This is a genomic window from Providencia sp. PROV141, from assembly GCF_028481645.1.
Lineage (GTDB): Bacteria > Pseudomonadota > Gammaproteobacteria > Enterobacterales > Enterobacteriaceae > Providencia > Providencia rettgeri.
Genome location: NZ_JAMPPR010000008.1, coordinates 184,099 through 209,743, shown reverse-complemented (window position 1 = coordinate 209,743; position 25,645 = coordinate 184,099). Strand labels below are relative to the sequence as shown.

Genomic DNA, 25,645 nt, shown 5'->3' with positions numbered 1-25,645 from the left:
TTAACACTTGTCCTTCTCTTATATATGACTTACGTTTACGCTAATTTATTTCTGCATCAATGACTTGGTAAAACGCATTTGGTGTATCATCTATCGTCCAAATTGCTAAAATTACATGGTAACCTTTTTGGTTTTTCGGTAATACACAATTGTGTTCCACGATCTCCCCTGGAATTTCTACACGTTCAAATTTACAAAATGGGGTTAGTGTAAATTGATTACGCGATAGCAAGGCATTTGGTTGCCAGTCTGGCTTAGTGATGAAGTATTCCCATTTTGTTGTTTTATGTTTCGCAGTAATGCGCCATTTAAACCTAACATTTGGTGAATTTATAATAGCTCGTTGCCACCGATCAGTAGTTTGTATGTCTAAGGGAGAAAAAGCGGCAATAGCTGCACTGGCAATTTTACCATCAGCAGGGCCGTATTGAGGGAAACCTTTTTTGCCTTCAATGGATTGCGGTTCATATTGCACTGGGCCACATTGCTTATTTACCCCTAACTTACAATAGTATGAACGACTTTCAGGGGACTCAACATAGCCATGCGACCAGACCACAAAACTGCAACAAAAAAGCAATGGTGCAAATAAAAATGCTTTTATAGAGAATGATTTCATTAGGTTTCCTCGTTATTAATAGACACTCATATCATCCACTAATAACGGGGGAAGATGGTAGTTTAACCTTTATCAGACTCTAATCTACTGGTTATAACAAATTGATTTTAAACGACAAGCGATGATAAGACCGATAAACAGTATGCCAGCGATAAATAGCGCAACACCCGTCCAACCGAAGTGTTCCCAGAATAACCCACCGACTGTACCTGCGATACTTGACCCTGCATAATAACTGAATAAATACAGAGAAGAAGCTTGTCCACGTGCTCGTTTAGCTCGGCGTCCCACCCAACTACTGGCAACAGAGTGCGCAGCAAAAAAACCGGTTGTCAGTACTGTCATTCCGAATAAAACTAACCATATATTTGAATATAATGTAATTAAAATGCCGACTAACATCATAGTAATAGACGCTATCAGCACTCGACCAAGCCCATATTTTTGAGTTAGGCTTCCCGTTTTAGTCGCACTGTAAGTCCCTGTTAAATAAATAACGGATAGCAAGCCAACCGTAGACTGAGAAAATAAATAAGGAGCGTCAAGTAAACGGTATCCGATGTAGTTATACATTGTGACAAAACCACCCATCAAGACAAAACCTTCGATAAATAGAAAAGGTAAACCTTTGTCTCTAAAGTGTAGATGTAAATTAACCCATAGATTTTTAGGTTTTAAAGAACTCGCGCGGAAATGTTGAGAAGGGGGCAGTAAGCGCCAAAAGCCAATTGCGGCAATAAGGGCTAACGAACCTAAAATAACGACAGCAACACGCCATGAATAAAAATCAGCGATCACCCCCGTCATTAACCTGCCGCTCATACCTCCCAGCGAGTTGCCACTAATATACAACCCCATAGATAGTGCAACATAACTTGGATGGATCTCTTCACTTAAATAGGTCATAGCCACGGCAGCAACACCACTTAGCGATAAACCAACTAATGCTCTGGCAATTAAGATCCCTTGCCAGCTCTGCATGATTGAGCTGAGTAGGGTAAATAATGCGGCGCAGGTCAATGCAATAACCATCACATTCTTACGGCCTATTGCATCTGAAATTGGCCCAGTAATTAATAACCCTAATGCCATTAAGCCCGTGCTCAGTGATAATGATAAACTTGCTGTCGCAGGGGAAATGTTAAAATCTTCTGACAGCATAGGTAAAATTGGCTGAACGAAATACAGCAAAGCAAATGTGGCAAAGCCAACGGTAAAAAAAGATAAGGTCACACGTAAATACAGCGCGTCATCTCTTTGTATGTAATGTTTTTTTGGTGTGGTATGTCCCTGCAAGGGTGTTCTTATTCCTTCATTAGCTTGCTCAGATGTAAGGCTATTTTGTGAGTGTTCCATGTATATTCCTTGTCATACCATCACGTTTGATTTCGATCAAAGAATAGAAATTTTTTAGTTTTTTGTCTAATATATTAATTATTAACAATAATACTTTAAACATATCAATGAGTGTTAATCAAACGATGAGTATAGAACTTAGACATCTTCGATACTTTATTGCTGTCGCTGAAGAACTTCATTTTGGCAGAGCTGCTGAACGATTGCATATTTCGCAGCCCCCTTTAAGTCAGCAAATACAAATACTTGAAGAGAAAATTAATGCAAAACTATTGGAAAGAAATAACCGAAATGTGGCCTTAACAGCAGCGGGCACGATGTTCTTAAAAGAAGCATATCAAATTTTAGCTCAAGTCGATGCAGCTGCAACAAAAGCAGCTCGCATGGAAAAGGGTGAACTTGGAGAGTTATCCATTGGTTTTACTTCAACTACGCCATTTATGCACAAAGTGACGATGAGCTTACGGCAATATCGAGAAGCTTACCCTGAAGTTTCTATTCATATGCACCAGATGAATACCAAACAACAGATAGCACCATTAATTACTGGACGAATTGATATTGGTATTATGAGAAATACGGTATTACCAGAACAATTGGATTATAAATTATTATTTAAAGAGCCTTTTATGGTGGCCGTCTATGAAGGTCATCCATTATTAGAATTTATTGATGTAGGTGTAGATATTCAACAACTTGCTGATTATCCTTTTATTTTCTTTGAGCGTGATGTCGGTACGGCGTTATATGATGAAATCAGTCAATTATTAACATCTGCGGGAGTGGTTCCAACCATTTCTCAAGAAGCCGGGGAAGCTATGACTATTTTGGGATTAGTTTCTGCTGGCATGGGAATCTCGGTGATTACAGAGTCATTTACACGAATGAAAATTGATGGTGTAAAATACTTAAAACTCACTAATATTAATGCTTCATCTGAAGTCTGGTTAGTCTACAATACACGTAGAACATTGCCATCCGTCGCCAAAAAATTAACAAATCTTTTGATAGCCAACATTGTTGGCAACCAAGAGTGAGCGAGTTCACATTTTCAATGTAAACGAAATCATTCATACACAGTTTAAGGCATAATAACTCATTGCTTTATAAAGGAATTGAATTATTACCATGGTGAATCAAACTGGTCATATAGACCAAATCAAACAATTAAATACAGGTATTGTCTACCGTATCATTGATCAACATGGTCCAATTTCGCGTATTGCGTTGTCAAAACAAGCACAGCTTGCGCCCGCTAGTATTACCAAAATTACACGTGAGCTTATGGATGCTCACTTAATTAAAGAATTAGAGTTTCCAGTACTTGGTTTGCGCGGACGCCCAGCAGTCGGGTTAGTCATTGAAAGTGAAGGGTGGCAATTTTTAGCCATTCGTATCGATGGTCAAAAACTCACTATTTCTCTGAAAGAAATTAACGCGGTTACCTTAGCTCAAACAGAGTATTCATTTACACCGTTAGGAAATAGTGAATTTATCGATTTTCTTTCTGAATTAATTAGTCAATTCTTTGCCAGCCAGCAAAAAATATTAGAAAGAGTCACCGCGATAAGTATTCTTATTGATGGTATTTTAGATCCCCATACTGGCGTTATTTATCAGCATTCTTCTTTTAAAATTCACCAACTTGCCATCGCGGAGCATCTTACTAAGCAAACTGGTTTACCCGTTTATTTGCATCCGCCAGTGGATGCTTTGGCATTAATGGACCACTTCTCCCATCAGAAGAAAAGAAAAGAAAAAAATATCATTTACTTACAGCTACAAGATGTTGTTAATGTCATGGTATTAAGCCATGGGACAACATTGGATACGAGTACCCATCGGCCTATTCAGTTCGGCCATACTCAATGTGAGTCTGAACAAAATAACGCTTGCTACTGTGGTAGCTATGATTGCTTAGAAACCCAAACTTCCATTCCTGCAATATTACAACAAGCTAATAATTTGCTAATAAACTACCCTGATTCATTTTTGCATCAGCAAGATATCTCAATGGATAAAATTTGCGCTGGCGCAATTCTAAACGACAGTCTTTGTGTTTATCTTATTAATAAAGCTGCACAACAGTTGGCAAAGCCGTTGGCACTGATGGTAAATTTATTGGGTAGTGAGCTCATTTTGATTAATTCTCCTTTGAATCAAGGTTCTGATCTGTTTTTAAAATGTTTACATAAACATATAAACAAATATTCCATTCCTCTGTACTCATCCAAATTATCGATAGAAAAATCCACATTTAGCATTAAAGATAGTGAAACTTCATTAATACAGCGAGCGTTATACGATGGTTCACTACTGCTACAACTATTACAAGGCTAAAACAATTCGATAATATTTATACTATCGTACACAAAATTGAGCTAACGCAAACTTCTCACTTACCCATTCCAATAAACTGAATCCATATCATTTTTGCAGCTTATTGCTGTACAAGTCTGTCACTTCAGGATAGAAAAAGACCATGATCAATCTATTTGTTACCGGGACAGATACAGATGTCGGGAAGACAGTATCGACGCTTGCCATCCTGCAAGCACTAAATAACCAAGGAATTAAGGCCGTGGGTTACAAACCTATTGCTGACCAATGCATTGATACCCCTGAAGGAATCAGAAATAAAGATGCATTGCTAATTCACAGTGTTTCTAAAGACCTTGTTTCCTACGATGAAGTTAATCCTGTACGTATCACGGATAATTACAGCCATGAGAACAGCATTGATTTCAATAAAATAAAGCATGGCCTAGACCATTTACATCACCAATGTGACATGGTTGTTATCGAAGGTAATGGGGGATGGCGCTATTTGCTTGATGACAATACTTTTTATGCAGACTGGTTAAAAGGCCAGCCAGTCGGTGTTATCTTAGTCGTTGGCATTCAACATGGCTGTGTTAATCATGCCCTATTAACTGCGGATGCAATTCGAGCAGATGGGTTACCATTAATCGGTTGGATGGCAAACCGTATCAACCCAGGGTTAGCGCACTATGCCCAAATAATTGATCGGTTACAACATCATATTAAGGCACCATTAATTGGGGAAATCCCGTATTTATTGCGGCCCGAAGAAAGAGAGCTAGGGCATTATCTCAATACAGATAAACTGCAAGAACTTATCGCTATTCCTAACTAATTGCGTTAATAATCCAACAAAGAAAAAGGGCGCCATCATAAAATAGCGCCCTTTATTTTACCTAAAATATAGACTAATGGCGGGTATAAATAATTTTATAAGAATCATTTTGGCAGTGACCTACAACTTGACCTTTAGATGAGTCAACTTCATCATTAGGTACTGCAACCAAACTAAAATTATCAGCAGGAACGCCATTATTGATAATCTTTTGCTTGATTTCCTCAATCACACTTTCACATGAAGCTTGCGCAAAAGCGGGCGCTAACATCAGTACAAATAAGGGTAACAATAATTTCTTTTTCATCTTATCTCCTTGATCAACAACTCCATAAAGCAACCTATTATAAGGTTATGGATTACTAATTGGACGACCATTACTCACATCAAGGCAACGTTTGGTGCTTGGCTCCCAATAAGCATTTAGATTAAGACTTTTTTCACATTTATCTTTTGCATCAAAAGCCGCATCTACTTTATCAAACTCTTTTTCAGTACGCGTATTAACCTTGTTACGCAACATACGAGTATTGTCCCATTGTTCCTTTTCTTGACGCGCTTGCTCTTTATTAAGAGAGTCATCGCCTTTACCTACTGAAACGCATGTACTACCTGCAGTACATGATGTTGTCGACTGTGCAGCAGAAGACGACGTAGCCCAAAGTAGAGGGAGACAAAAACATATCGCAGTTAAGCCAGTTTTCAACATTTTGTGTGAATTCATGGTAATTCCTTACTAAACAGGACAGATAATCTGAGTATAGCCAAAAGAGTGCTAGTGCGTCTGTATAGAATAGTACTAAAATTTAAAGTTGTTTATGTACGGTTAAACCTGCAAACGTTTGGCAAACAGGCATTAATTCTAATGTATTTACGTTCATATGAGCAGGTAGCGTGGCAACCCAATACACTGTTTCAGCAATATCTTCAGGGGTCAGAGCGTCTGCGCCTTGATAAGTACTAGCTGCTTTATCGTCATCCCCTTTAAAGCGAATATTTGAAAACTCTGTGCCACCCACTAAGCCTGGTTCAATATCGGTAACTCGAATTTTTTTCCCTTGTAAATCAGCACGTAAACCAAGTGAAAATTGTTTCACAAAGGCTTTGGTTGCACCATAAACATTACCACCTTTGTAAGGCCAACTCGCCGCAGTAGAACCAATATTAATAATATGACCGTGATTTTTCGCAACCATGTCTTGCAATACCTCATAGGTCATATTCACTAAACCTTTGGTATTTGTATTAATCATAACGTCCCAATCATCAGGATTGGCGTTAAATGCAGGTTCTAAGCCTAATGCTAAACCTGCGTTATTAACTAAAACATCGATATTTTTGAGGTGTGCAGGCAAATTGGCAATGGCATCATGAATGGCTTTTCTGTCTTGGATATCCAATGTTAACGGGTAAAATTTATCCCCTAATTCTTGATGGAGAGCGTCTAAACGCTCTGTTCTGCGCCCAGTGCCTATAACGGTGTAATTATGTTTGATAAATCTACGGGCAATTGATTCACCAAAACCAGAAGAAGCACCTGTTACTAAAATAATCATGGAAACCTCATAGTTGTTATTGTCATGTTAGCGTGGGTTTATTTTAACGCTATCTAACATTAACTACAAAAATTGTTATAACCCCAAGATTTGCTTATCTTTTGGATAGCTCAATGTATAACTGAATGAAATTTGCTTTTCTTCATTAGGCTCTAAGGTAATATCCCAGGCTATTTCGCCGGTACTTTTATTGGTGACTGCGCTTTTATCCTCTATTTCAGACACTTTTATCTCACTGTCCTCACTTAGCGGAATTTGGTCATAAACCGTTAATTCAACTGGTTTCGCATGCATATTTTTTACTTTGACCAAGTAACTTTCTGTTTGTTGGATTGTTGATCCCATAAAACTCGGTTTTTTCTTTATTTTTTCATTTGGTTCGCGGGAAACTTGAATACTCTTGTCAACACCAAAAGGAATTCGCAATGTATCAACCAATTGATTTGCATTAATCATAAAGTTGCCGATATAAGTATTACCATAATAAATATTAGCATTTCCATTCAATAGGTTAAGTGATTGCCAATTGTCGATATCTGCTTGTAAGAACACCTCTTCAATCAGTTTTGGCGTGGTGGTATATTTGTATTTTACATCGAGATTTTGTTGTTTGATGGTAACCGTATTCGGCTTGTTCGCGCTTTTTAGTGAATAAGGCAGGGCGATTTGATAATTTAAATTGATACCGTTATTAGACGTTGTAACAAAGTCTGATACACCCGAACTGATTGTTTTTTTCTTCTCACTAACACCATTTTCCTCATACATTGCCACAGGGGCTGCAGGCATCCTCATTCGAACCTGACGCGCTATTTGAGCATTATCATCATAAACGGATAAGCGCCAGGGTTGTAAAACAGAAGGCATGATATTTTTTGATGGGTTAACCGTCGATAAGGTCAAATTGACTTTTTCCCAATCAATGCCTGTATTTTGAATTAGATTGGCTTTATACGTGAGGGTGATTGGCGACCCAACGTCCTGACTATGAATGTCATAACTCGGTGACCACGCGGCATCAGGCGTTAAATAGGACAATTGAAGCTGTGCAGTGGTTGGTTTAGCCGCATCGACCGACATGACAATCTGAGTTTGCTGGCCAACAGACGAAGGCATTTTTTCATCGATCTGCGTTTGCAATATCGCAAGTTTTTCTTCTAATTTATCAATCGCTAATTGGTGTTTTTGTTGTTCATGCAGTATTGAAGTCATTTGTTGACGTATAAAGTCTAACTTCTGAGAGGATTGCTCTAATGATTGCGTGTTATTTTCCCCAAAAAAGCGCTGATCTTTCAATAAGCTTAATTGTTCTTCACCGACTTTAATTGCAATATTTAAGTTTTCAACTTGCTGAACTAAGTCCTTTTGTTGTTCTTGTAATTCAACAATATTGGCAGGGTATGTAGGTGTAACTGCCACATTTTGTACATTTACAGAACGAATAGTCACATCACTATTATCAAAGTCAATTGAGAGTGTTTGAGCGTCAATATTGCTTGCTATATTTGTAAGAACAACCTCAGTCTGCCCCTTATTAAGTGACAGTGTCACACTATTGTCCAAGGTAGCACCGCGTAAAAACACAGTTGCATGATTTAGTTTAACATCTTGATTTAATTTTGTTTCAGCATCAGCACGTACGTGTTGAGAAGCCAAAAGTGTTGCGAATAATAAGCCGCTGACCAGCCGAGTAGGAACTGTCATTTTTAACTCCAATCATAAGTGCCGCTAAGTAAGATAATGACTAAAACTAGCTTATTTGACTTTTATTAGATAACAGATAAAACCTAAAAGCTGACAAAAGTACAAGGACAGAAGGGATAAAACACCCATCAGTAGGTGTTTTATCTTGTTGGGTAGGTGCGACTTATTCTTCGAAATACCAATATCCTTGATTGATAAATTCGGTTAATTGCGCGATAAAAGCGGGGCTCTCAAGTGCTTCACCGAGTTCATTGCTGTCGACTTCCGTAAACTGGCACAATGCATCCGCACCCTTTGTTTCTGTGGTAATCCAGCCTTCAGAATTCACGAAAAAGTGCTCATTGATACACATCACACGCAAGCCGCTCAGTCGGATCAGTTTTTGGCCATCATTTAACGCACTTAGCACTTCTTCTGGTTGGTATGGTGGTTCCGGAGGCGCAATATCCAGCTCATGACGTAGTGTCGTTGCAAAACGGCCTAACCACTGTTCAAAATCACCCGGCTTGTTGATCATTTCAATCATCATACCTCGTAGACGTTCAACCTCATGAGGTTTCATGGTGCCTGTATTTTTAGTCACCGTGAGGTCAGGATCGCCATAATTTATGCCACCCAAATCCTGTTCCAGCGCATAGTCTGCAAAACTGCTCAGCAGATCGCGTCCAGTCGGCCCGCGAAAGCCGACAGAATAGTTCATGGTATCTTCGAAAGTGAAACCATCATGAGGGAATCCCGGCGGAATATACAGAATATCTCCTGGCGCCATTTCCACATCAATAATCGGTTCAAATGGGTCGACATGTAATAATGCCGGATGTGAACAGAATTGACGCATCGGTAGGGCATCACCCACACGCCAGCGGCGGCGTCCCATACCTTGGATGATGAAAACATCATAGTTATCAATATGTGGTCCAACACCACCTTCAGGCACAGAATAGGAGATCATCAAATCATCAAGACGCCACTCGGGCAGTACACGAAACGGTTTCACCAGTTCGGCCGCCGGCATATGCCAATGGTTGACTGCTTGTACCAGTAGTGACCATCCTTTTTCGCCTAGTTCGCTGAAATCTTCAAACGGGCCGTGACTCGCTTCCCATTTGTTATCAATAAAGCTGACTAGGCGACTGTCAACTTCCGGCTCCATGGCCAAGCCGGCCAGTTCATCCGGTGTGATAGGGTCGACAAAATCAGGAAATGCATTTTTCAATACAACGGGTTTTTTCTGCCAGTATTTTTCTAAAAATTCAGGCCAGTTAAGATTCAGTTTGTAAGCCATGTGACCACATCTATATGAGTAAATTAGCAGGTAATTATAGAAGTAATGCACCGTCATATTCTTGTTTGGCATCAAACGTCGGTCAATAACTTTTGTGGGAATACCCGTAGCATATTGCCAAAATTTATTTAGCACAAAGAGGCAAAATATCAAAAAAATCAGTTAAGTAATCTGTGGTTTAGCATTTTAGATACTTCATTTACTATTAAAATTTGCTATCAAATAACGTATTAGCTTATTGGTAAGACATTGATAGGATTTATCATTCAGTATTGGCTACCTTATGGTTAACTGATGATTTTTATTTAGGCGAATAGAATATGAAAGCGATATCTATAGTTAGACCGAGTGGGCAGAAAATTGCATTGGGTGAAAAAACGTTAGAAATTAGAAAATGGCCACCAAACATAGATGCAGAAGAAGAATTGTTAATCGTCGAAAATTCACGTTACCTGTTAAGCGACGATGATGAAGAAATGGGTAAGGCAGTTGCAATCGTCAAGGTCAATAAAGTCAGACCATTTATCGAGAGTGATATGGCAGCAGCTTGTGCATCATATTATGAATTAGGTTGGTTAGCATGGGAACTAACAGATATCAGAGCAATTGCAGAACCCATAGAAGTCATTGCAAAACGGAAGATTTATGAAGTCGAATTGGGTCTAGAACCAAAAAAGAAACAACACGATTAACCAGCCAAAACGCTGTATTTCTTCATTTCACACTTAGATTCGCATAATGCATATTATGTTAAATAGAATATCAAAGCAAAATAGGCCTTGCTCGTTCAGTCATTGTTAACACCCTATTGACTTAGATTGGTATTCAGCTTATTTATATGCGCTTAATAATAACCTGCCTATGCTTCGGATATGCCGTAATGAGTGAATATAAATCGAAAGACCCTTTACATGGAGTTACACTAGAAATGCAAGTTAATGCATTGGTTGATAGATACGGTTGGAGCCAACTTGGACGCATTATAAAAATAAACTGTTTTAACAAAGATCCAAGTATTAAATCTAGCTTAAAGTTTCTTCGTCGCACGCCATGGGCAAGAACTGAAGTTGAGTTACTCTATTTGGATATGATAGAAAACAATTCGATTGATAATACGGGAGCATATTCTAATGACCCATGGTGTAATTCGCGACGTTAAAAGCAAAGATAATATTAACGCCTCACTAATGACCACAATCATGCATAACAAATATCCACTTAAGCCTTAAATCTACCTTAATGATGTTTAAGGTTTAGGCATTATGGTACCCCACAGGTTAATACACCTTTCACGAAATCGAGTAGCGTTGCCACTCGAAGTGAGTTTACGATTTCACCGCCCCGATTTAAGCGCAAGCTGATATGGACGACCATGGCTACTAATAAATGATAAATTACCATGGTGCATATCAGTATTTCCTATCAACATGCCAAATGCCCAAAGTCGCACAGTACTAATGGAAAGCCGTTGTATTAACTCATAGCATTCATGGATTAGGTTGGTCCATATCATTTGTTATGATGATATAAAGATAAATTGGTAAGGATAATAAAATGAAACGTTATACTCGTGGTCGCATTATTATTGGATTGCTTGCATCACTATGTTTACTTAGCCTTATCGTATTTTTTACTAGTCACCTTGATGATTTTGATTTCGATAATGCGATTGAAGAAGAAATAACGTTTATATCACAAGGGAACAATTTATCAGGTACCCTACTTTTACCTAAAAACAAGCAACCATCTGCAATTGCAGTGATCATTCATGGTGATGGCCCACAAGACCGCTTTTCAAATAATGGGTATAACCCATTATTTAATACGCTGCTAGATAATAATATCGCTATATTTTCTTGGGATAAAGCCGGTATAGGCCATAGTCAAGGAAATTGGTTGTACCAATCTATGGGTGACCGTGCAGAAGAAGCAATTATCGCTCTGCATTTAATGCAATCACGCTACCCTAACATTCAAGTAGGATTTTTCGGTTTTTCCCAAGCAGGATGGGTTATCCCTATCGCAGCAAGCCATTCACAGCCAGCATTTTCCGTTATTATTGGTGGTGCCGTTAATTGGCGTGAACAAGGGCAATTCTACCAAGGGCTTCGTTATGCTAAGCAAGGTAAAACTTCAGAGGAAATTTCACAATTATTAGCGAAAGAACAAAAAGAAAATGATGCTATTTTTGGGGAAAATGGCACAAAAAACCCGAATCATCGCAATGAGATGAGCACGGATCGATTTAGCTTTGTTGTCAAAAACTATTTAAGTGACTCATCCGCTTCTCTAACTAAAATGAATGGCCGCATATTAGCTGTTTGGGGTAATGATGATATGAATGTGGATGCACAGTTAAATGCCTGCCGTTATAGATCCGCATTAGATACTAATCATCAAGCCTATATCATTGTTTTTCCGAACGCGAGTCATGGGTTACTTCGTGCACCTGAATTTAACTATCAATTAGAGAGTGATTGGCCAATATTACATCAATGGTACTTTCTATGGTCTGGGCGTAAAGCTTACTCACCAGGGGCATTACAATTAATCATAGATTGGATAGAAAATAAAAATCCAGACTTAATCCCTTATAAAACCACCTGCCATTTAGTCGTTGACTATAAATCATGAAAAATACAACTGAAAACTCTGATAGCGATAAAGCAGTAAGAAATCGCTAGCCAACGCAAGATGAAACTATCGAAATGCTGATAAAGTAGGGAGTTATCGTTCAACTGGCACGATAACTCTTACCAAGATTTATTTAAGTTGTTGGGATTTTCAATAATACATCGATCATTAGTCTAGTCGAACAAATAGCAATGAAAACTTCCGGGCTAATGGCAGCGTAACTAGAACTGCAGGAAATGCCACCGCCCACGAAATCATCCAAGCCGTTAACCAAGTAAGCACGAGATGATTTTCAAAGCCTATACTTTTCAATGTACTAATAAATGAAACTAACCCACTCATAATCAGTGATAAAAAAAAGGGGACTAGAATATGCAAGGCACGATTCGGCAGTTTACGAAAACGAGTAAAGAAAGATGAGTTTAGCATGTAAAGATCTCATAAATAATTGATGTAATAATCATTCACATAATCATCTTTACATCGGAAACAATATACCCACGATGTGGATAGTGACAACTACTAATAATACTACGGAATTATTTATAGGATAACAATCATTTTCTAGCTACCATGGGAAAATAGACATACATGATCGTGCTCTTCGGTAATAAATTTTTTGGTTATTTATAATGATGTTCACATGCAATTAGGTAATAATACTTATTATAATTTCAAGTTAATTGAAAATTAAGTTATAATCATATGCTTCGATTTCTCTATCATTAAGAAGTGTCTTATATTTAGGAATGAAAGCTGCATCGGAAATATGAATTAATTACCTTCAAAAAATCACTTATACTTAATACCCATTCTTAGCGTATTAACTCCCCTGCTCTTCAAAATAATAACCTTTATCGCTTGAATATTTGGAAATTGCATTACTCAAAATTGCAGTAATAAATATAAATTTCATATTAAAACTGTAACAAAATGAAAGTAAGTACTTTCTACTATTAAAAAGGTTTAATATTAAAAATATATTTACAAAAAACCAACCATCTGATTTAAAAGGAGTTTAATAATTTAAAAGAGTGACTTTTAGGCAATAAAAAATAGAAACCTATCAAAAAACACAATTTCGATAGGATTGATTGCCTTTACTTAGCATTGGTGTATATATAGTATTTATGCATGCCAATTAGCTTAATATTGGTTATTAACTCCCTTCTCCCTTTTTGAATTAAGGGATATTTGAATATTTTATTCAAAATTTAGTTTCTATTTAATAGAGGAATTATCTATGTCATTTACGAAGTCAATAATAAGTATTGCATTAACAAGCGTAATAAGCTTCAGCGCTGTCTCCGCCCCTGTGAATCATGGTAGTGGTAAAGTTACATTTACTGGTAGCATTATTAGTGCCCCCTGCTCTATTGACCCTGCATCATTAGACCAAACTGTCGATTTGGGTCAAATTGCGGATTCAGTATTAAGTAATAATGGTAAATCAGATGGCCAATCTTCACCTGTTATGTTTGATATTAAATTAATTGATTGTACGCTAGAAACCGAGCAGTCTGTTAATGTCACCTTTACCGGTGCTGCGGCAACAAATGAGCCAAAGTCACTATTAGCAATTACAGGAACTGCATCTGGTGCTGGTATTCAAATAGTTGATAGCAATAACTCACCAATCGTTTTAAATGAAACAACTAAATCTAGTCACCAATTGCAAGAGCAAACAAATACATTACAGTTTGCGGCATATGTGAAAGGTTTAGGTACGCCAACAGGCCAACAAGATCCCGTTGAAATTGTACCAGGAGAATTTCAAGCAGTAACTGATTTCGTGCTTTCATATAATTAAATTAATTATCGATAGCAATAAGCTGAGGTAATGATAAATCGTTGCCTCAGCTTAATAAGATAAAGGCATAGCAATGAAGAAAAATAACATGGTATTTTCTGTGCTTTTTGAAATAAATTATGCTGCTATTATGAAAAAAATAATTCTGTCATTCACTATAGTATATAGTTTCATCTCATTTGCAGATGAAGATGACATTGAATTCAATGTTAATATTTTAAATGCTGAAGATAGACAAAATATCAACCTAGCGGTATTTTCCCGTGATTTATATATTGTTCCAGGAATTTATCCCTTTAAAATTTACATTAATAACTCGTATTTACCCGAAGAAAAAATTCATATTGTAAACTTAGGCGATGAAAAATCAGAAGCTTGCTTAACACCTAATATTGTTGAAAAATTCAACCTAAATAAATCGGCACTAAGCTCATTAAAATGGCAAGAAATCGATGAATTAAATTGCTTAGTAATGGCTAGCTTATCGGGAATGACTGTAAAACCTGAGCTGTCAAACAACTCATTGACAATTAATATTCCTAAAATGTATCAGGAATATTCAACTTTTGATTGGGAGCCAGCCTCACGATGGGAAGATGGCGTCACTGGCATTATTTCAGATTACAGTTTGACATCACAATATAACCATAATCTTGGAAACAATCATGCAAGCGATGCAATATATCTTTCAGGATTAGGTGTTATTGGTGCTAATTTACAGAGCTGGCGAGTTCGTGGTCATTGGCAAGGAACCTATAATCATATTCAAACAAGCAGAGCCGAAGATGTAAAAGAATTAAAATGGAACAATATTTATGCCTACCGCGCAGTAAGAGGCTTAAAAGCAAAGCTGATTGTTGGTGAAGATTATCTACAGTCTGATTTGTTTGATAGCTTTAAATATACCGGTGTAGCATTGCGGTCTGATGATAATATGCTTCCACCCAATCTGCGTTCTTATGCCCCAGAGGTTACGGGGTTTGCTGAAACAAATGCGATTGTTAAAATCAGTCAAGATGGGCGTATTATTTATGAAAGTTTAGTCCCTGCAGGGCCATTTAGAATTCAAAATCTGAATAGTGGTATTTCAGGGACTTTACAGGTCACCGTGGAAGAAAGTGATGGTCGTATCTCTGAATTTGAAGTTGAAGCGACAAACGTCCCTTTTCTATCTCGTCCTGGAGCTATTCGTTATAAAATTAGTGCCGGAAGACCAACAGATTTAGCACACCATATTGATGGTGACCTATTTGCACAAAGCGAAATATCTTGGGGAGTTAATAATGGTTGGTCTCTTTTTGGCGGAGCAATAAATAGCCATGACTACAATTCCTTTTCTATCGGTATTGGTCGAGACTTGTCTCAAGCTGGCGCTATATCAACCTCTTTGAGTCAATCGATTACATCAATAAACTCTGAATCAGCACGTAAAGGGAAATCGATTAAAATCGATTATTTTAAAAGCATTCAAGAACAAAATAGTCAGCTGATGTTATCAACACAACGAGTCCTTGATCGTGAGTTTATGACGATGACAGACTTCATTAATTATAATAATGATCAGGAGTTAATTTATACTGGATTTAATAAAAATTTGTATACCGCTTCGATAAGTAAAAATTTTACTGATTGGCGTTCATCGATGAATTTAAGCTATAACCACCAAACTTATTGGAACAGGCCAAATAGCCATCGATACAACCTAACATTTTCAAAGTACTCAGATACAGAAATGTTCAGTAATGTCGGCCTATCCATTAATGTTTTTAGCAGTAAAATGCAGAGTTACCATGATAATGGTGCCTACATGAGTATTTCAGTTCCTTTATCCAGTGGGACAAATATTAACTACTCAACCTATAACGGAAAGAATGACAATACAAATAAACTGACTGCAAATACCCGAATTGATGCAAAAAATAACGCATCACTCAGTGTCGGTAACAACAGACATAGTGCTTTACTTAGTGGATATTACTCCCATAAAGGGAATAGTACTGATTTTAATTCTAGCTTTAACTATATAAGTAATAGCTCAATGAATGTCTCATCTACATTACAAGGTGGAATGACATTAACGGGTTATGGAGTTGGTCTGCACCCTATCACTGCATTAGGTGGAACCCGTATTCTTGTTGATACAAACGGTGTTAAAGACGTTCCTATTAAATATAACGGCAGCCATATACGCTCTAATCGTTTTGGGACAGCAATTATACCTGATTTAAATAGTTACTATAAAAGTAACTTAGTTATCGATATTAACCAACTACCAAAAAACGTTGAAGTTGCAGAATCAGTGACACAATCAACATTAACAGAGGGAGCGATTGGTTACCGTAATTTTGATGTTATTTATGGCTTAAAATTAATGGTGATATTACGACTAAAAGATGGCAGTTATCCTCCTTTTGCCTCGGACATTAAAAATAAAGACGAAAAGGTAACAGGTATTATCGGGGACCAAGGAGAGGCCTATATTGGTGGTATTCGTGCTGGAGAAACAATGACTGTTTCATGGCAAGGTTCTGAATGTGTTATTCAATTTCCACAAAATATTGAAGAACACAATGTTTATGACAAATTATTATTACCCTGTAATTAATAAAACTCATTAAAAGGTAATCAATCATGATGAAAAAAATATCCACTTTTCTATTAACTAGCTTAGTAGCAACTCATGCGTATTCTGCAATTTCAATGGACAGAACCAGAGTTATTTTTGATGGGAATAGCAACTCCGTGTCATTAACTATAAGTAATAAAAACCCTCAGTTACCTTATTTAGCTCAAGGATGGCTACAAGATGCTAACGGTGAAAAACTTACATCTTACTTTACGATATTACCACCAATTCAGCGTATAAATGCAGGGCAAACTAGTCAACTACGTATTGAATCTTTACCTGATATTGGGAAATTACCTCAAGATAGAGAAAGTTTATTTTTCTTTAACTTACGAGAAATCCCACCGGCAAGTAAAAAAAGTAATGTATTACAAATTGCACTTCAAACACGCGTCAAATTATTTTATCGCCCAGCTTCGTTAGTCATGGATTCAACTGAAATGAGAAATTCACCATGGCAAAATAAGCTTGTTTTGATTAAAAAAAGTGATGGTGTCTATGCAAAAAATCCTACACCTTATTTTATTATTTTAAATAGCATTAAAAAGAGCCAGTCGGCTGAGAAGTTAGCTAATTTTACAGTAATCGATGTTGAGCCATTTGGAGAAAAAAAATTATCCATTAGTGCAGAGCAACTCGGTACAACCCCTGTTATTAATTACATCAATGACTATGGTGGGCAAGTTTATTTATCTTTTCATTGTTCTGCAACTCAGTGCCAAGCACAACCAGTAAAATAATATTCTTTACTAAAGATGGATAACCTAATGCTTAAAATAATAAAATATCTATGCTTCTATTTACTATTATTTTTACCAGCTTTCACGTGGGCTGATGGCAAATTTGTCACGGTAAAAGTGAATGTGTTATCCGGTGGTTGTGTTTTAAACGATAATGAAGCCATCTTTGTAGATTTTGGTGATGATATTGTCATATCTCAAATAGATTCAGGTAAATACATAGAAGCCATTGACTATGACTTATATTGTGACTCTAATTTCGATGAGCTATATCTCATTTTTGACGGTGTTCAAGGTGAAACAACAAATAGCCTTGATGTCTCCGATACGCCAGGGCTTAATATTAAATTATTCATTGATAATAAACCTATGGTGATCGGGAGTCGTTATTACATAGATAATTACTCAAACTTACCTGCTTTAACTGCTGAATTAGCATTAGCAAATGGAATTCGGCCTGTTGGTGGTGAATTTTCTACGGCCGCAACTCTTACTGTAGGATACCACTAGGATATTTTATTATGAAAATAAGACATTTTTTATTACCATTATTTATCATCACAATAAATACGGCATCGGCTGTGCCCGTAAATTTTAGTGGGCGTTTAATAGAAGGTGTACCTTGTGTTATCAACAATAATCGCCCTATTAATATTGATTTTGGGGATGATTTAGTGGTCGCTCTTGTACCAACAAAAGATGGAAAAACTTATATACAAGACATTGATTTTGAATGGGAATGCAATGGGATTTCATCTGGAACTGATGTTGTTTTTAGCTTTGATGGTGCACCATCTGATTTTGACAAAGATCTATTGGCAATTAATGAGCAGGATGATATCGCATTACAACTTTATCAAGGTTCTAGCTCATTAAAACTAAACTCAGATTTTACATATACTTATCGCTCAGATAGCGATACACCAGATCTGAAAGCCAGCTTAGTCAAAAACAGTTCGAATTCAGCACGAGTGTATGCCGGTGCGTTTACTGCAAATGCGACATTAACGGTAGCATATCAATGAAAAAAAACATGTTTATTCTACTGTGCTTTTTATCAGTTAATATTACATTCGCCGATCAAGTTAATTTTTCAGGTGTACTGAGGAATGCCACGCCCTGCAATATCAATAGTGATTCTGATTTAATTGTGGCTTTTAATGAAGTTAATGATAAAGACCTCTACAAGAAAAGAGATGTTATACAACCATTTGTTATCACACTCTCTGACTGTGAATATTTACCTGACTTTTCCTACTCGATGGCGTTTACTGGTATAGAAAATACGAATATCAAAGGTGCCGTGGCAATTGATAGCGATAACAGAAATGCGGGTTATGGTATTAAATTAATGAATGAGCATGGTGAAATTCAATTAAATACCCATTACCCATTACAGGTGAATGCTAAAAATAGCTTTCCTACTGATATTGCCTTTAAAGCCTATATTTTAGCTGAGGAAGAGGCTATTAATAATAAGAGTATTCAGCTTGGCGATTTCACGGCTACAACAACTTTTAATATTTATTATGAATAGCGCATTTGGCAATAATATTATGAAAAAAATTATTTTCACCCTTTTATTACTTATTTCATCGTTAAAAGGCGCTCATGCCGAGTTTGCTGCTCAAGGTGAATTTGTTGCTGATTATGGTGCTTGGATCGAAGCTAGGTATATTTTACGTGGTGATTTAGAGCATGATAACCGCCCGATGGCCATGCAAACTTCCGGTTCCTGCCCTTGCGATATTGAACTTGGTTCGTGGGGAACCTATGCAGATGGTAACTATGGCGCAGGAAACTCACATATTGTTAGTTTCGATACCCATTCAGTTAGGTTAACCGAAAGAAGCACTTGGGATGAAAAACCCGTCACCTTTAGTGAAGTTGCCAGAGCGCTAGAAAAAGGCAATTTATTGAATAAAAAAATACAAGGTCGCTGGCAATTTTATCCAAGAAGGCCGGGGGTCGGCTTTTGTTTTAACCTAGGGATTCTATATCGCCAAAAGATGCAAATAGCTCAAACAGCGAATAATCCGATTATATTATGTTCCCCGCTAGACCCAACCAATATTAGTTGTAATATCGACGGACCTGATTATTTAGATCATGGCACATTATCGAATAGCTCACTCAATGGTGATAAGGTCTCTGCTGATTTTCGTGTGAGCTGTACAGAAACAACCGATGTAAAAATTACAGCGACTGCTGGGCTTGATGGCGATAATTTTATATTTATTGCAGATGGTCTAGAATCAGAAATTAATATTGATGGTTCTCCTGAAACCACACTGCGCGTTGATGCATTTACCCAAAAGCAATTTCAGGTTTCTAGTCAATTAATTAAAACAAAAGATATTCCCCCAAATGAATATTCTGGAATATTTCTTTTATCTGTTGAAATACCATAATCAGTAAATAGAGAAAAGCGGCTAAATAAATGAGCCAGAAATGATATAGCTCATCTGCTCGTGAAGGTGTTCATACAGTTCACCTATGGCTCCTGACGTTAGATAAAATTTGTACCGGTGATTTGCCATTTTTAGAAAAAGAAATTAAAGAACATATCCGTAATCAGAATAAGAAAGTTAATTTTAATCTAGCCGCCAATAAAAAAAGAGAATAATAGGCCACCAGCAAAAGAAAAAATTAATGTGATTTTGCAGATAAATAGATACTAACAAGTTTGTGTATCTAATATTTCCGATATGTTTAAACTGCCCCCCATATTCGTACTATGGAATGAAAGTACGGGGCCAGACACTCTGGCCTTTACTTTATGGCCGTTTCATAATTTTGATTGAGCGCGTTTTTTGGCTATATCCCAGCGTATTGTGTGAACCACCCATTTCTGTATGATATTTGCCCGTGTAATTATCCCCTTCGTAAAACCGTACTGACCAACCATCAGGAATTGTATAAGAAGATATTTTATCTGCAAAATGGTGACGGGAAAGATACGGAATGTCGTCAAAGACTTCAATATAATCGCCCTTTTGCCACGATTTAGCGTAAACAACTAGGCTTTCTTCAATATATTGATCACCAAACGATAATTTACTGGTGCTGCATTTCGCATCTTGAGCTTTACAAAAAATACTGCCTTGCCCTTGCCCTAATTCACAACGCCGAGAGGTTTTGTGTCGTGCTGTTTGCTCGGACATTGCAGCTTCTGCATAGAAATTAGAAAAAGGAGATAAAGCGCAAACATGCACAACAACAGAATCATTACGGGATAGTTTCCCATGATAATTGGATTTTGCGACAGCAAAACTACTAAATAACAAGAATAATAACGCAATCTTTTTCATCTTAGAGGTCTTTTAATGATTTGAATTGCATAAAATTACAATTACTTAATGCAAATCACTAGCGGAACACTCTGATTAAAAATTAACGATACCCTCTTTTGTGATTTTGTGAAGACCAACTGTATGTTGTATCACTGGGGACTAATTTATCTTTTTTCTTTTCTGCTCGTCGTTTTTTAGCTTGTTTTTCGACTTCTTGAGATATTTCGGTAATAATTTGTTTTCTTACCTTGCTCTGCTCAGAATTGGTTAATTCACGGCCTAGTTTCTTCCTTTCTTGCGCGAGTCTCGTGCGCACTTGGATTTTTTGAGTTTCGGTCATTTCTTGAATCGTTAGCATCTTCATCGTATTACCCCTTACTCATATTAAAATACCTAACGACAATATATCATTATTACGCAATAAAATACTAACCCTCGTTTTAAACCTAACATTAATGCCAAGCAATAGGATTAAGAGTATAGTAACCCCATTGCAACTTTAAAGAATCTCGCTGTTATTATGGAATTAACCATTTCTTCGCAAAATATTCGTCAAATCTTAACCACTGACACACCACTCATCGATGTCAGAGCGCCTATCGAATTTCAACAAGGGTCAATGCCGAATACCATTAACCTGCCTTTGATGAATGATGATGAACGCGCAGCTGTTGGTACATGCTATAAACAACAAGGTTCGGCTAAAGCTGTTGAATTAGGCCACCAGCTTGTCAGTGGTGACCTTAAAATGGCTCGGATCACTGCGTGGATAGCAACTTGTAAACAAAATACGAATGGCTATATCTGCTGTGCACGCGGTGGCATGCGGTCACATATCGTGCAATCTTGGTTAAAAGAGGCCGGTATTGAATACCCTCTCATCAATGGTGGTTACAAAACATTACGACAAACAGCAATTGATGCCGTTAATGAATTGGTTCAACGTCCTATTATTTTAGTGGGAGGCTGTACGGGTAATGGTAAAACCACTCTCGTACATCATTTAGCGAACGGAATTGATTTAGAAGGTCTCGCACATCATCGTGGCTCTTCGTTTGGTCGTACATTACAACAACAGCACACCCAAGCCACTTTTGAAAATTATTTAGCAGTTACGCTATTGAAGAAAGCCCAAAAATGTCAGCGTTGGGTACTGGAAGATGAAGGGCGAGCCATTGGTGCGAATAGCCTGCCACTTGAACTACGCACACAAATGGAAAAAGCGCCAATCGCTATTATTAATGACCCTTTTGAACTACGTCTTGAGCGTTTAAAATATGAATATTTTGATCGTATGACGCAAGATTTTTTAGCGACTTTTGGTTTCGAGCGTGGCTGGCAGGAATATAGTGACTATTTACATCATGGTCTGTTTGCCATCCGTAAACGGTTAGGATCACAACGGACAATCGAATTGACGCATTTACTTGAGCGTGCTTTAGCAGACCAAAAAGTAACCGGAGATACCCAGACACATTTTTCTTGGTTAATCCCATTGTTGAATGAGTATTACGACCCAATGTATCGCTATCAATTAAGTAAAAAACAACATCGCATCATTTTTCGCGGTAATTATCAAGAAGTTGAACATTGGTTAACGCATCAATAAATTCATTTTATTCCACTGCAAATAGCCTCATCGTAAAGTCTGAGGCTATTTTATATAGCAATGACTTCTTCATAATCAGTAAATCTAGAACGGTGATTTCTTCATAATCAGTAAATCTAGAACAGTGATTTCTTCATAGCCAATTCGCTGAACCCTTGGTAAATCAACCTTGTTGCCAACGCTCCTAGAATTAACCCAACACCTTTACCGACCACCTTATGAACTCGTGAATAGGTTCTACGAACAGAAGTTAAAGAGAATGTTTGGCATAAAATAACCCGCCAAATTAATGATGCAATAACAATTCCCAGCCAAATGACTAACTTAGCCCATAATGGTGTTGATGGCGAAATGGTCGTTGAAAAAATACTCATAAAAAATAAAACGGTTTGGGGGTTTGATAAATCAGAAATTAGCCCTCGCCTAAAATAGACACCAGATGGGAAATGTTCCGTCGTATTTTCGGTGGACAGGTTAAGTTGTGTTTTGTTATTAAATACACTTAACGCGTAATAAAGCAAATATAAGCCACCAAGAATTTTAATCAGTGAAAATAATGAGCCAAATTCAGCCATTAATGTGACAAGACCGAATAAGCCAAGCCCCGAATAAATGGCATTGCCTAGCACCACACCATAACCACAAGTTAATCCTGCTTTTTTACCGGAGCTCAATGTGGTTTGCACCACAATAAACAAATTTGCTCCAGGATTAAAAAAGGTCAGTATAAATAAGAATAGCGTGATGATAATACTGTGTAATGGGTCCATCATTCTTCTTCAAAAATTTAAGGTTAACCATTATAGACACGGTATAGATTGTAATTCTGTTTTACTATGCACATTTTCTGAGCTTAAATCAAAAAATGTGCTGGCTTATGATGACGTTAGTGATTTCTTACGTTGCAACAGCCATTTATCTAACTCATTAGCAAATTGTTGCCTGTCTTTTTGGTTTAGACTTGCAGGCCCTCCCGTTTGGATGCCACTGGCTCTCATGGTATCCATAAAGTCACGAATATTAAGGCGCTCACGAATAGTCGCTTCGCTATAGCGTTCTCCACGAGGATTCAATGCATTGGCACCCTTTTCCATAACTTCTGCGGCTAATGGGATATCTGCCGTGATCACTAAATCATCTTTTTGAGCTCGTAATACAATTTCATTATCCGCTACATCAAATCCTGCAGGTACCTGCAAGGTTTTTAAAAAAGGTGATGAGGGTACCGTTAAACGCTGGTTCGCAACAAATGTTATTTGCACTTTTTCCCTATCTGCTGCTCGGTATAAAACTTCTTTAATTACTTTTGGACATGCATCCGCATCAACCCAAATTATCATTCTTACTTCCCAAATGGTGATTATCTATGATGAGATATCATATCAGACAACAAAACTACACGTTAGATACTTCGTATTGAAAAACTCCCAAGCTCATTCAGACTGCCTCAAAATAGCGAGCTTGAGAAAATAGGTTTACAGTTTCATTACCATTTCATGCCACGTCATTCCGCCATGGTCAGATTCTGACGGTTTAACATATTGGTAGCCAAAATGCTTATACAGGTCAATATGGCGTTCTTTGCACATAAGATGAATCGTTTTTTTATTCATTTCCTTCATGGCATTGATAAACCTTTTCATCAGTAAAGATGAATAGCCTTTACCTTGATATTTGGGATGTACGACCACTGACATAATAACGACATTTGGTGCTTGTGGATCATGCCCAATGAGTTCTTTAAACTCTTCATCCGACATCACAACATCCCATGCACAACCCGAATTAATAAAACCAACGACTTCCCCGGCTAATTCCATACATAAAAAACCGTCTGGATATTGCTGAATCCGTGTTGCTATTTTTTCTTTTGTTGCCGCTTCATCCCCTTCATAGGATTCGATTTCAATCGTATAACAGGCGTCAACATCATCAAGTGTGGCAGTGCGAAAGACTGGAGAATGCATGAAATTACCTCATTAAATTATTTTTTATGATTTTATCACTACATGGTTTATATTTTCGTTGTTTTTAATGGTAATTCTCACATTCAATTGCCATTTTTTGTTGTGTTTTATCCCGTAAGTAGCTCAGCCACGTTGAAATGAAAACTAAAACGCCACCGGAGATTGCGACGGCATAACCTGCATAAGGACCGTAGGTATCCACCATTTTACCCGTTAGCATCGCACCAATCGCAACGCCAATATTTAACCCTGCGAGTAACCATGTCATTCCTTCTGTTAATTTATTCTGTGGAACAATTCTCTCAACTAATGTCATTGCAATGATCATCGTCGGAGCAAAGAATAACCCTGAAATAAATACCACAGCAGACAAAGAATAAACGCCTACAACCCACCACATTGGCACAATAGAAAGAAACGTCATTAAGCCACTGAGGAATAGCAAGCGTGATAACGGTGTGTTAAAGGTTAACCCGCCAAATACGATACCCATTGCACATGAACCGATCGCATAGGCCGATAACACTAAACTGGCCATCGCTGGTTGCTGTTGTAATTGAGCCAACGTGACACTTAAAATATCCACACTGCCAACAATCACACCTAAAGCAATCATTAATACAATCAACAACTGCAACCCAATCATTGAAATAATTGATTTATTCGCCAGTACAAGAGAGTCATGCGCCACAACTTTAGGCTCTGTGCTTCGCTGTGAAATAAACAAAGCCATTCCCACGGCTAATAAAATTGCCGCAACCAGTAAACCTGCTTGAGGAAATAAAGCGACAGTGATCCCGACAGATAACGGAGGGCCAACAATAAAAGTGGCATCATCAAATACGGTTTCTAATGAATAGGCTGTTTGTAGTATGGGTTGATCTTTATACAGCGCAGTCCACCTAGCCCTTACCATGGCAGACATACTGGGCATCGCCCCCGTTAATAACGCTCCGATAAATAAGCCAATATCGGGTAATGATAACCACGTGGTAAGGATAATAATAAACACACCTAGCACACTGATTACGGTCACCACCGGCAAGACGCGAAATTGACCATATTTATCCACTAAGCGAGAAACTTGTGGGGATAGCAACGCATAAGTTAAGACAAAAGTTGCAGAAACAAGCCCTGCTAAGGTATAGCTTCCTTTTAGTTGCGCTAACAAGGTGATGATCCCGATCCCCATCATCGGTAACGATAAACGCGCCAGTAACCCCGCTATCACAAAACGTTGGTTTTCTTTTGCCTGAAATAACTGCTGATAGCGACCTATCATATGAACT

Annotated in this window: 28 protein-coding genes and 1 pseudogene; 14 read left to right on the top strand and 15 right to left on the bottom strand. The window is 37.6% G+C overall.

Annotated elements, in window-relative coordinates; translation table 11 throughout:
* Positions 1–40: 40 nt before the first annotated feature.
* A complete protein-coding gene (locus PSF09_RS07355; protein ID WP_272683684.1) occupies positions 41–619 on the bottom strand; it encodes a lytic polysaccharide monooxygenase in 579 nt (192 codons plus the stop codon).
* 84 nt (positions 620–703) lie between these two features.
* On the bottom strand, positions 704–1,975 hold the full coding sequence (locus PSF09_RS07350) for an MFS transporter (protein ID WP_272664859.1): 1,272 nt from the start codon (positions 1,973–1,975) through the stop codon (positions 704–706).
* A 125-nt stretch (positions 1,976–2,100) separates the two neighbouring features.
* Between PSF09_RS07350 and PSF09_RS07345 the strand changes: the two genes are divergently transcribed.
* The 3 genes from PSF09_RS07345 to bioD all read left to right on the top strand — a co-directional run bounded on the left by PSF09_RS07345 (position 2,101) and on the right by bioD (position 5,132).
* A complete protein-coding gene (locus PSF09_RS07345; protein WP_210837326.1) occupies positions 2,101–3,012 on the top strand; it encodes a LysR family transcriptional regulator in 912 nt (303 codons plus the stop codon).
* A 91-nt stretch (positions 3,013–3,103) separates the two neighbouring features.
* Positions 3,104–4,315, top strand: a complete 1,212-nt coding sequence (locus tag PSF09_RS07340) for an ROK family protein (RefSeq protein ID WP_272683683.1) — start codon at positions 3,104–3,106, stop codon at positions 4,313–4,315.
* 142 nt (positions 4,316–4,457) lie between these two features.
* A complete protein-coding gene (gene bioD, locus PSF09_RS07335; protein ID WP_210837330.1) occupies positions 4,458–5,132 on the top strand; it encodes a dethiobiotin synthase in 675 nt (224 codons plus the stop codon).
* 73 nt (positions 5,133–5,205) lie between these two features.
* On the opposite strand, the gene PSF09_RS07330 is transcribed toward bioD, so the two are convergent.
* The 5 genes from PSF09_RS07330 to PSF09_RS07310 form a co-directional block, all read right to left on the bottom strand.
* The gene (locus PSF09_RS07330) at positions 5,206–5,439 is read right to left on the bottom strand and encodes a DUF1161 domain-containing protein (RefSeq protein WP_115167223.1); all 234 of its coding nucleotides are present in this window, start codon (positions 5,437–5,439) and stop codon (positions 5,206–5,208) included.
* A gap of 45 nt (positions 5,440–5,484) precedes the next feature.
* Positions 5,485–5,856 carry a DUF1283 family protein gene (locus PSF09_RS07325; RefSeq protein WP_272664862.1) on the bottom strand — a complete coding sequence of 124 codons (372 nt, stop codon included), beginning with the start codon at positions 5,854–5,856 and terminating at the stop codon, positions 5,485–5,487.
* Positions 5,857–5,938: 82 nt separating this feature from the next.
* Positions 5,939–6,688, bottom strand: a complete 750-nt coding sequence (gene ydfG / locus PSF09_RS07320; RefSeq protein ID WP_272664863.1) for a bifunctional NADP-dependent 3-hydroxy acid dehydrogenase/3-hydroxypropionate dehydrogenase YdfG — start codon at positions 6,686–6,688, stop codon at positions 5,939–5,941.
* Between the two features lie 75 nt (positions 6,689–6,763).
* The gene (locus PSF09_RS07315) at positions 6,764–8,392 is read right to left on the bottom strand and encodes a DUF4139 domain-containing protein (protein WP_272683682.1); all 1,629 of its coding nucleotides are present in this window, start codon (positions 8,390–8,392) and stop codon (positions 6,764–6,766) included.
* Positions 8,393–8,555: 163 nt separating this feature from the next.
* Complete coding sequence (locus PSF09_RS07310; protein ID WP_272664865.1) at positions 8,556–9,677, bottom strand: ribosomal protein uL16 3-hydroxylase; 1,122 nt, start codon at positions 9,675–9,677, stop codon at positions 8,556–8,558.
* 320 nt (positions 9,678–9,997) lie between these two features.
* Here PSF09_RS07310 and PSF09_RS07305 point away from each other — a divergent pair, with 320 nt between their 5' ends.
* Both PSF09_RS07305 and PSF09_RS07300 read left to right on the top strand, forming a co-directional pair.
* On the top strand, positions 9,998–10,369 hold the full coding sequence (locus tag PSF09_RS07305; protein WP_272664866.1) for an ASCH domain-containing protein: 372 nt from the start codon (positions 9,998–10,000) through the stop codon (positions 10,367–10,369).
* A gap of 188 nt (positions 10,370–10,557) precedes the next feature.
* The gene (locus PSF09_RS07300; RefSeq protein ID WP_102138573.1) at positions 10,558–10,836 is read left to right on the top strand and encodes a VF530 family DNA-binding protein; all 279 of its coding nucleotides are present in this window, start codon (positions 10,558–10,560) and stop codon (positions 10,834–10,836) included.
* Between the two features lie 137 nt (positions 10,837–10,973).
* On the opposite strand, the pseudogene PSF09_RS20430 reads toward PSF09_RS07300, so the two are convergent.
* Positions 10,974–11,133 (bottom strand): annotated as a pseudogene (locus tag PSF09_RS20430) (type II toxin-antitoxin system HipA family toxin YjjJ); the annotation flags it as partial.
* A gap of 98 nt (positions 11,134–11,231) precedes the next feature.
* Here PSF09_RS20430 and PSF09_RS07295 point away from each other — a divergent pair.
* Positions 11,232–12,311: an alpha/beta hydrolase family protein gene (locus PSF09_RS07295; protein WP_272683681.1), complete on the top strand. Its 1,080-nt coding sequence runs from the start codon at positions 11,232–11,234 to the stop codon at positions 12,309–12,311.
* A 168-nt stretch (positions 12,312–12,479) separates the two neighbouring features.
* Here the strand turns inward: PSF09_RS07295 and PSF09_RS07290 are convergent, their stop codons facing one another.
* Positions 12,480–12,740, bottom strand: a complete 261-nt coding sequence (locus PSF09_RS07290) for a DUF2798 domain-containing protein (RefSeq protein WP_272664868.1) — start codon at positions 12,738–12,740, stop codon at positions 12,480–12,482.
* Between the two features lie 814 nt (positions 12,741–13,554).
* Here PSF09_RS07290 and PSF09_RS07285 point away from each other — a divergent pair.
* The 7 genes from PSF09_RS07285 (at position 13,555) to PSF09_RS07255 (ending at position 19,898) form a co-directional block, all read left to right on the top strand.
* Positions 13,555–14,121: a fimbrial protein gene (locus tag PSF09_RS07285; RefSeq protein WP_272664869.1), complete on the top strand. Its 567-nt coding sequence runs from the start codon at positions 13,555–13,557 to the stop codon at positions 14,119–14,121.
* Positions 14,122–14,251: 130 nt separating this feature from the next.
* Positions 14,252–16,726 (top strand): fimbria/pilus outer membrane usher protein, encoded by a 2,475-nt coding sequence (locus tag PSF09_RS07280; protein ID WP_272683680.1) that lies wholly within the window; start codon positions 14,252–14,254, stop codon positions 16,724–16,726.
* A gap of 26 nt (positions 16,727–16,752) precedes the next feature.
* Complete coding sequence (locus PSF09_RS07275; protein WP_419182210.1) at positions 16,753–17,487, top strand: fimbria/pilus periplasmic chaperone; 735 nt, start codon at positions 16,753–16,755, stop codon at positions 17,485–17,487.
* A gap of 27 nt (positions 17,488–17,514) precedes the next feature.
* Positions 17,515–17,997, top strand: coding sequence for a fimbrial protein (locus PSF09_RS07270; protein WP_272664871.1), 483 nt, complete (start codon positions 17,515–17,517; stop codon positions 17,995–17,997).
* Positions 17,998–18,008: 11 nt separating this feature from the next.
* The gene (locus tag PSF09_RS07265; RefSeq protein ID WP_272664872.1) at positions 18,009–18,512 is read left to right on the top strand and encodes a fimbrial protein; all 504 of its coding nucleotides are present in this window, start codon (positions 18,009–18,011) and stop codon (positions 18,510–18,512) included.
* Positions 18,509–19,024, top strand: a complete 516-nt coding sequence (locus PSF09_RS07260; RefSeq protein WP_272683679.1) for a fimbrial protein — start codon at positions 18,509–18,511, stop codon at positions 19,022–19,024. The genes PSF09_RS07265 and PSF09_RS07260 overlap by 4 nt, the downstream gene beginning before the upstream one ends.
* Positions 19,025–19,043: 19 nt before the next feature.
* A complete protein-coding gene (locus tag PSF09_RS07255; protein ID WP_272683678.1) occupies positions 19,044–19,898 on the top strand; it encodes an MrpH family fimbial adhesin in 855 nt (284 codons plus the stop codon).
* Positions 19,899–20,264: 366 nt separating this feature from the next.
* Here PSF09_RS07255 and PSF09_RS07250 read toward each other — a convergent pair whose 3' ends face one another.
* Entirely contained in the window at positions 20,265–20,798 is a 534-nt protein-coding gene (locus PSF09_RS07250; RefSeq protein ID WP_272664876.1) for a beta/gamma crystallin-related protein, read from the bottom strand.
* 82 nt (positions 20,799–20,880) lie between these two features.
* Positions 20,881–21,144: a DUF3811 domain-containing protein gene (locus PSF09_RS07245; protein ID WP_004910935.1), complete on the bottom strand. Its 264-nt coding sequence runs from the start codon at positions 21,142–21,144 to the stop codon at positions 20,881–20,883.
* A gap of 156 nt (positions 21,145–21,300) precedes the next feature.
* On the opposite strand from PSF09_RS07245, the gene mnmH reads away from it, so the two are divergent.
* Positions 21,301–22,389, top strand: a complete 1,089-nt coding sequence (gene mnmH / locus PSF09_RS07240) for a tRNA 2-selenouridine(34) synthase MnmH (RefSeq protein WP_272683677.1) — start codon at positions 21,301–21,303, stop codon at positions 22,387–22,389.
* Positions 22,390–22,505: 116 nt separating this feature from the next.
* Here the strand turns inward: mnmH and PSF09_RS07235 are convergent, their stop codons facing one another.
* The 4 genes from PSF09_RS07235 to PSF09_RS07220 form a co-directional block, all read right to left on the bottom strand.
* Positions 22,506–23,159 (bottom strand): LysE family transporter, encoded by a 654-nt coding sequence (locus PSF09_RS07235; RefSeq protein WP_272683770.1) that lies wholly within the window; start codon positions 23,157–23,159, stop codon positions 22,506–22,508.
* 105 nt (positions 23,160–23,264) lie between these two features.
* Positions 23,265–23,729, bottom strand: coding sequence for a YaiI/YqxD family protein (locus tag PSF09_RS07230; protein WP_272683676.1), 465 nt, complete (start codon positions 23,727–23,729; stop codon positions 23,265–23,267).
* Positions 23,730–23,864: 135 nt separating this feature from the next.
* The gene (locus PSF09_RS07225; RefSeq protein ID WP_272683675.1) at positions 23,865–24,356 is read right to left on the bottom strand and encodes a GNAT family N-acetyltransferase; all 492 of its coding nucleotides are present in this window, start codon (positions 24,354–24,356) and stop codon (positions 23,865–23,867) included.
* A 64-nt stretch (positions 24,357–24,420) separates the two neighbouring features.
* A complete protein-coding gene (locus PSF09_RS07220; protein ID WP_272664879.1) occupies positions 24,421–25,638 on the bottom strand; it encodes an MFS transporter in 1,218 nt (405 codons plus the stop codon).
* Between the last annotated feature and the right edge of the window lie 7 nt (positions 25,639–25,645).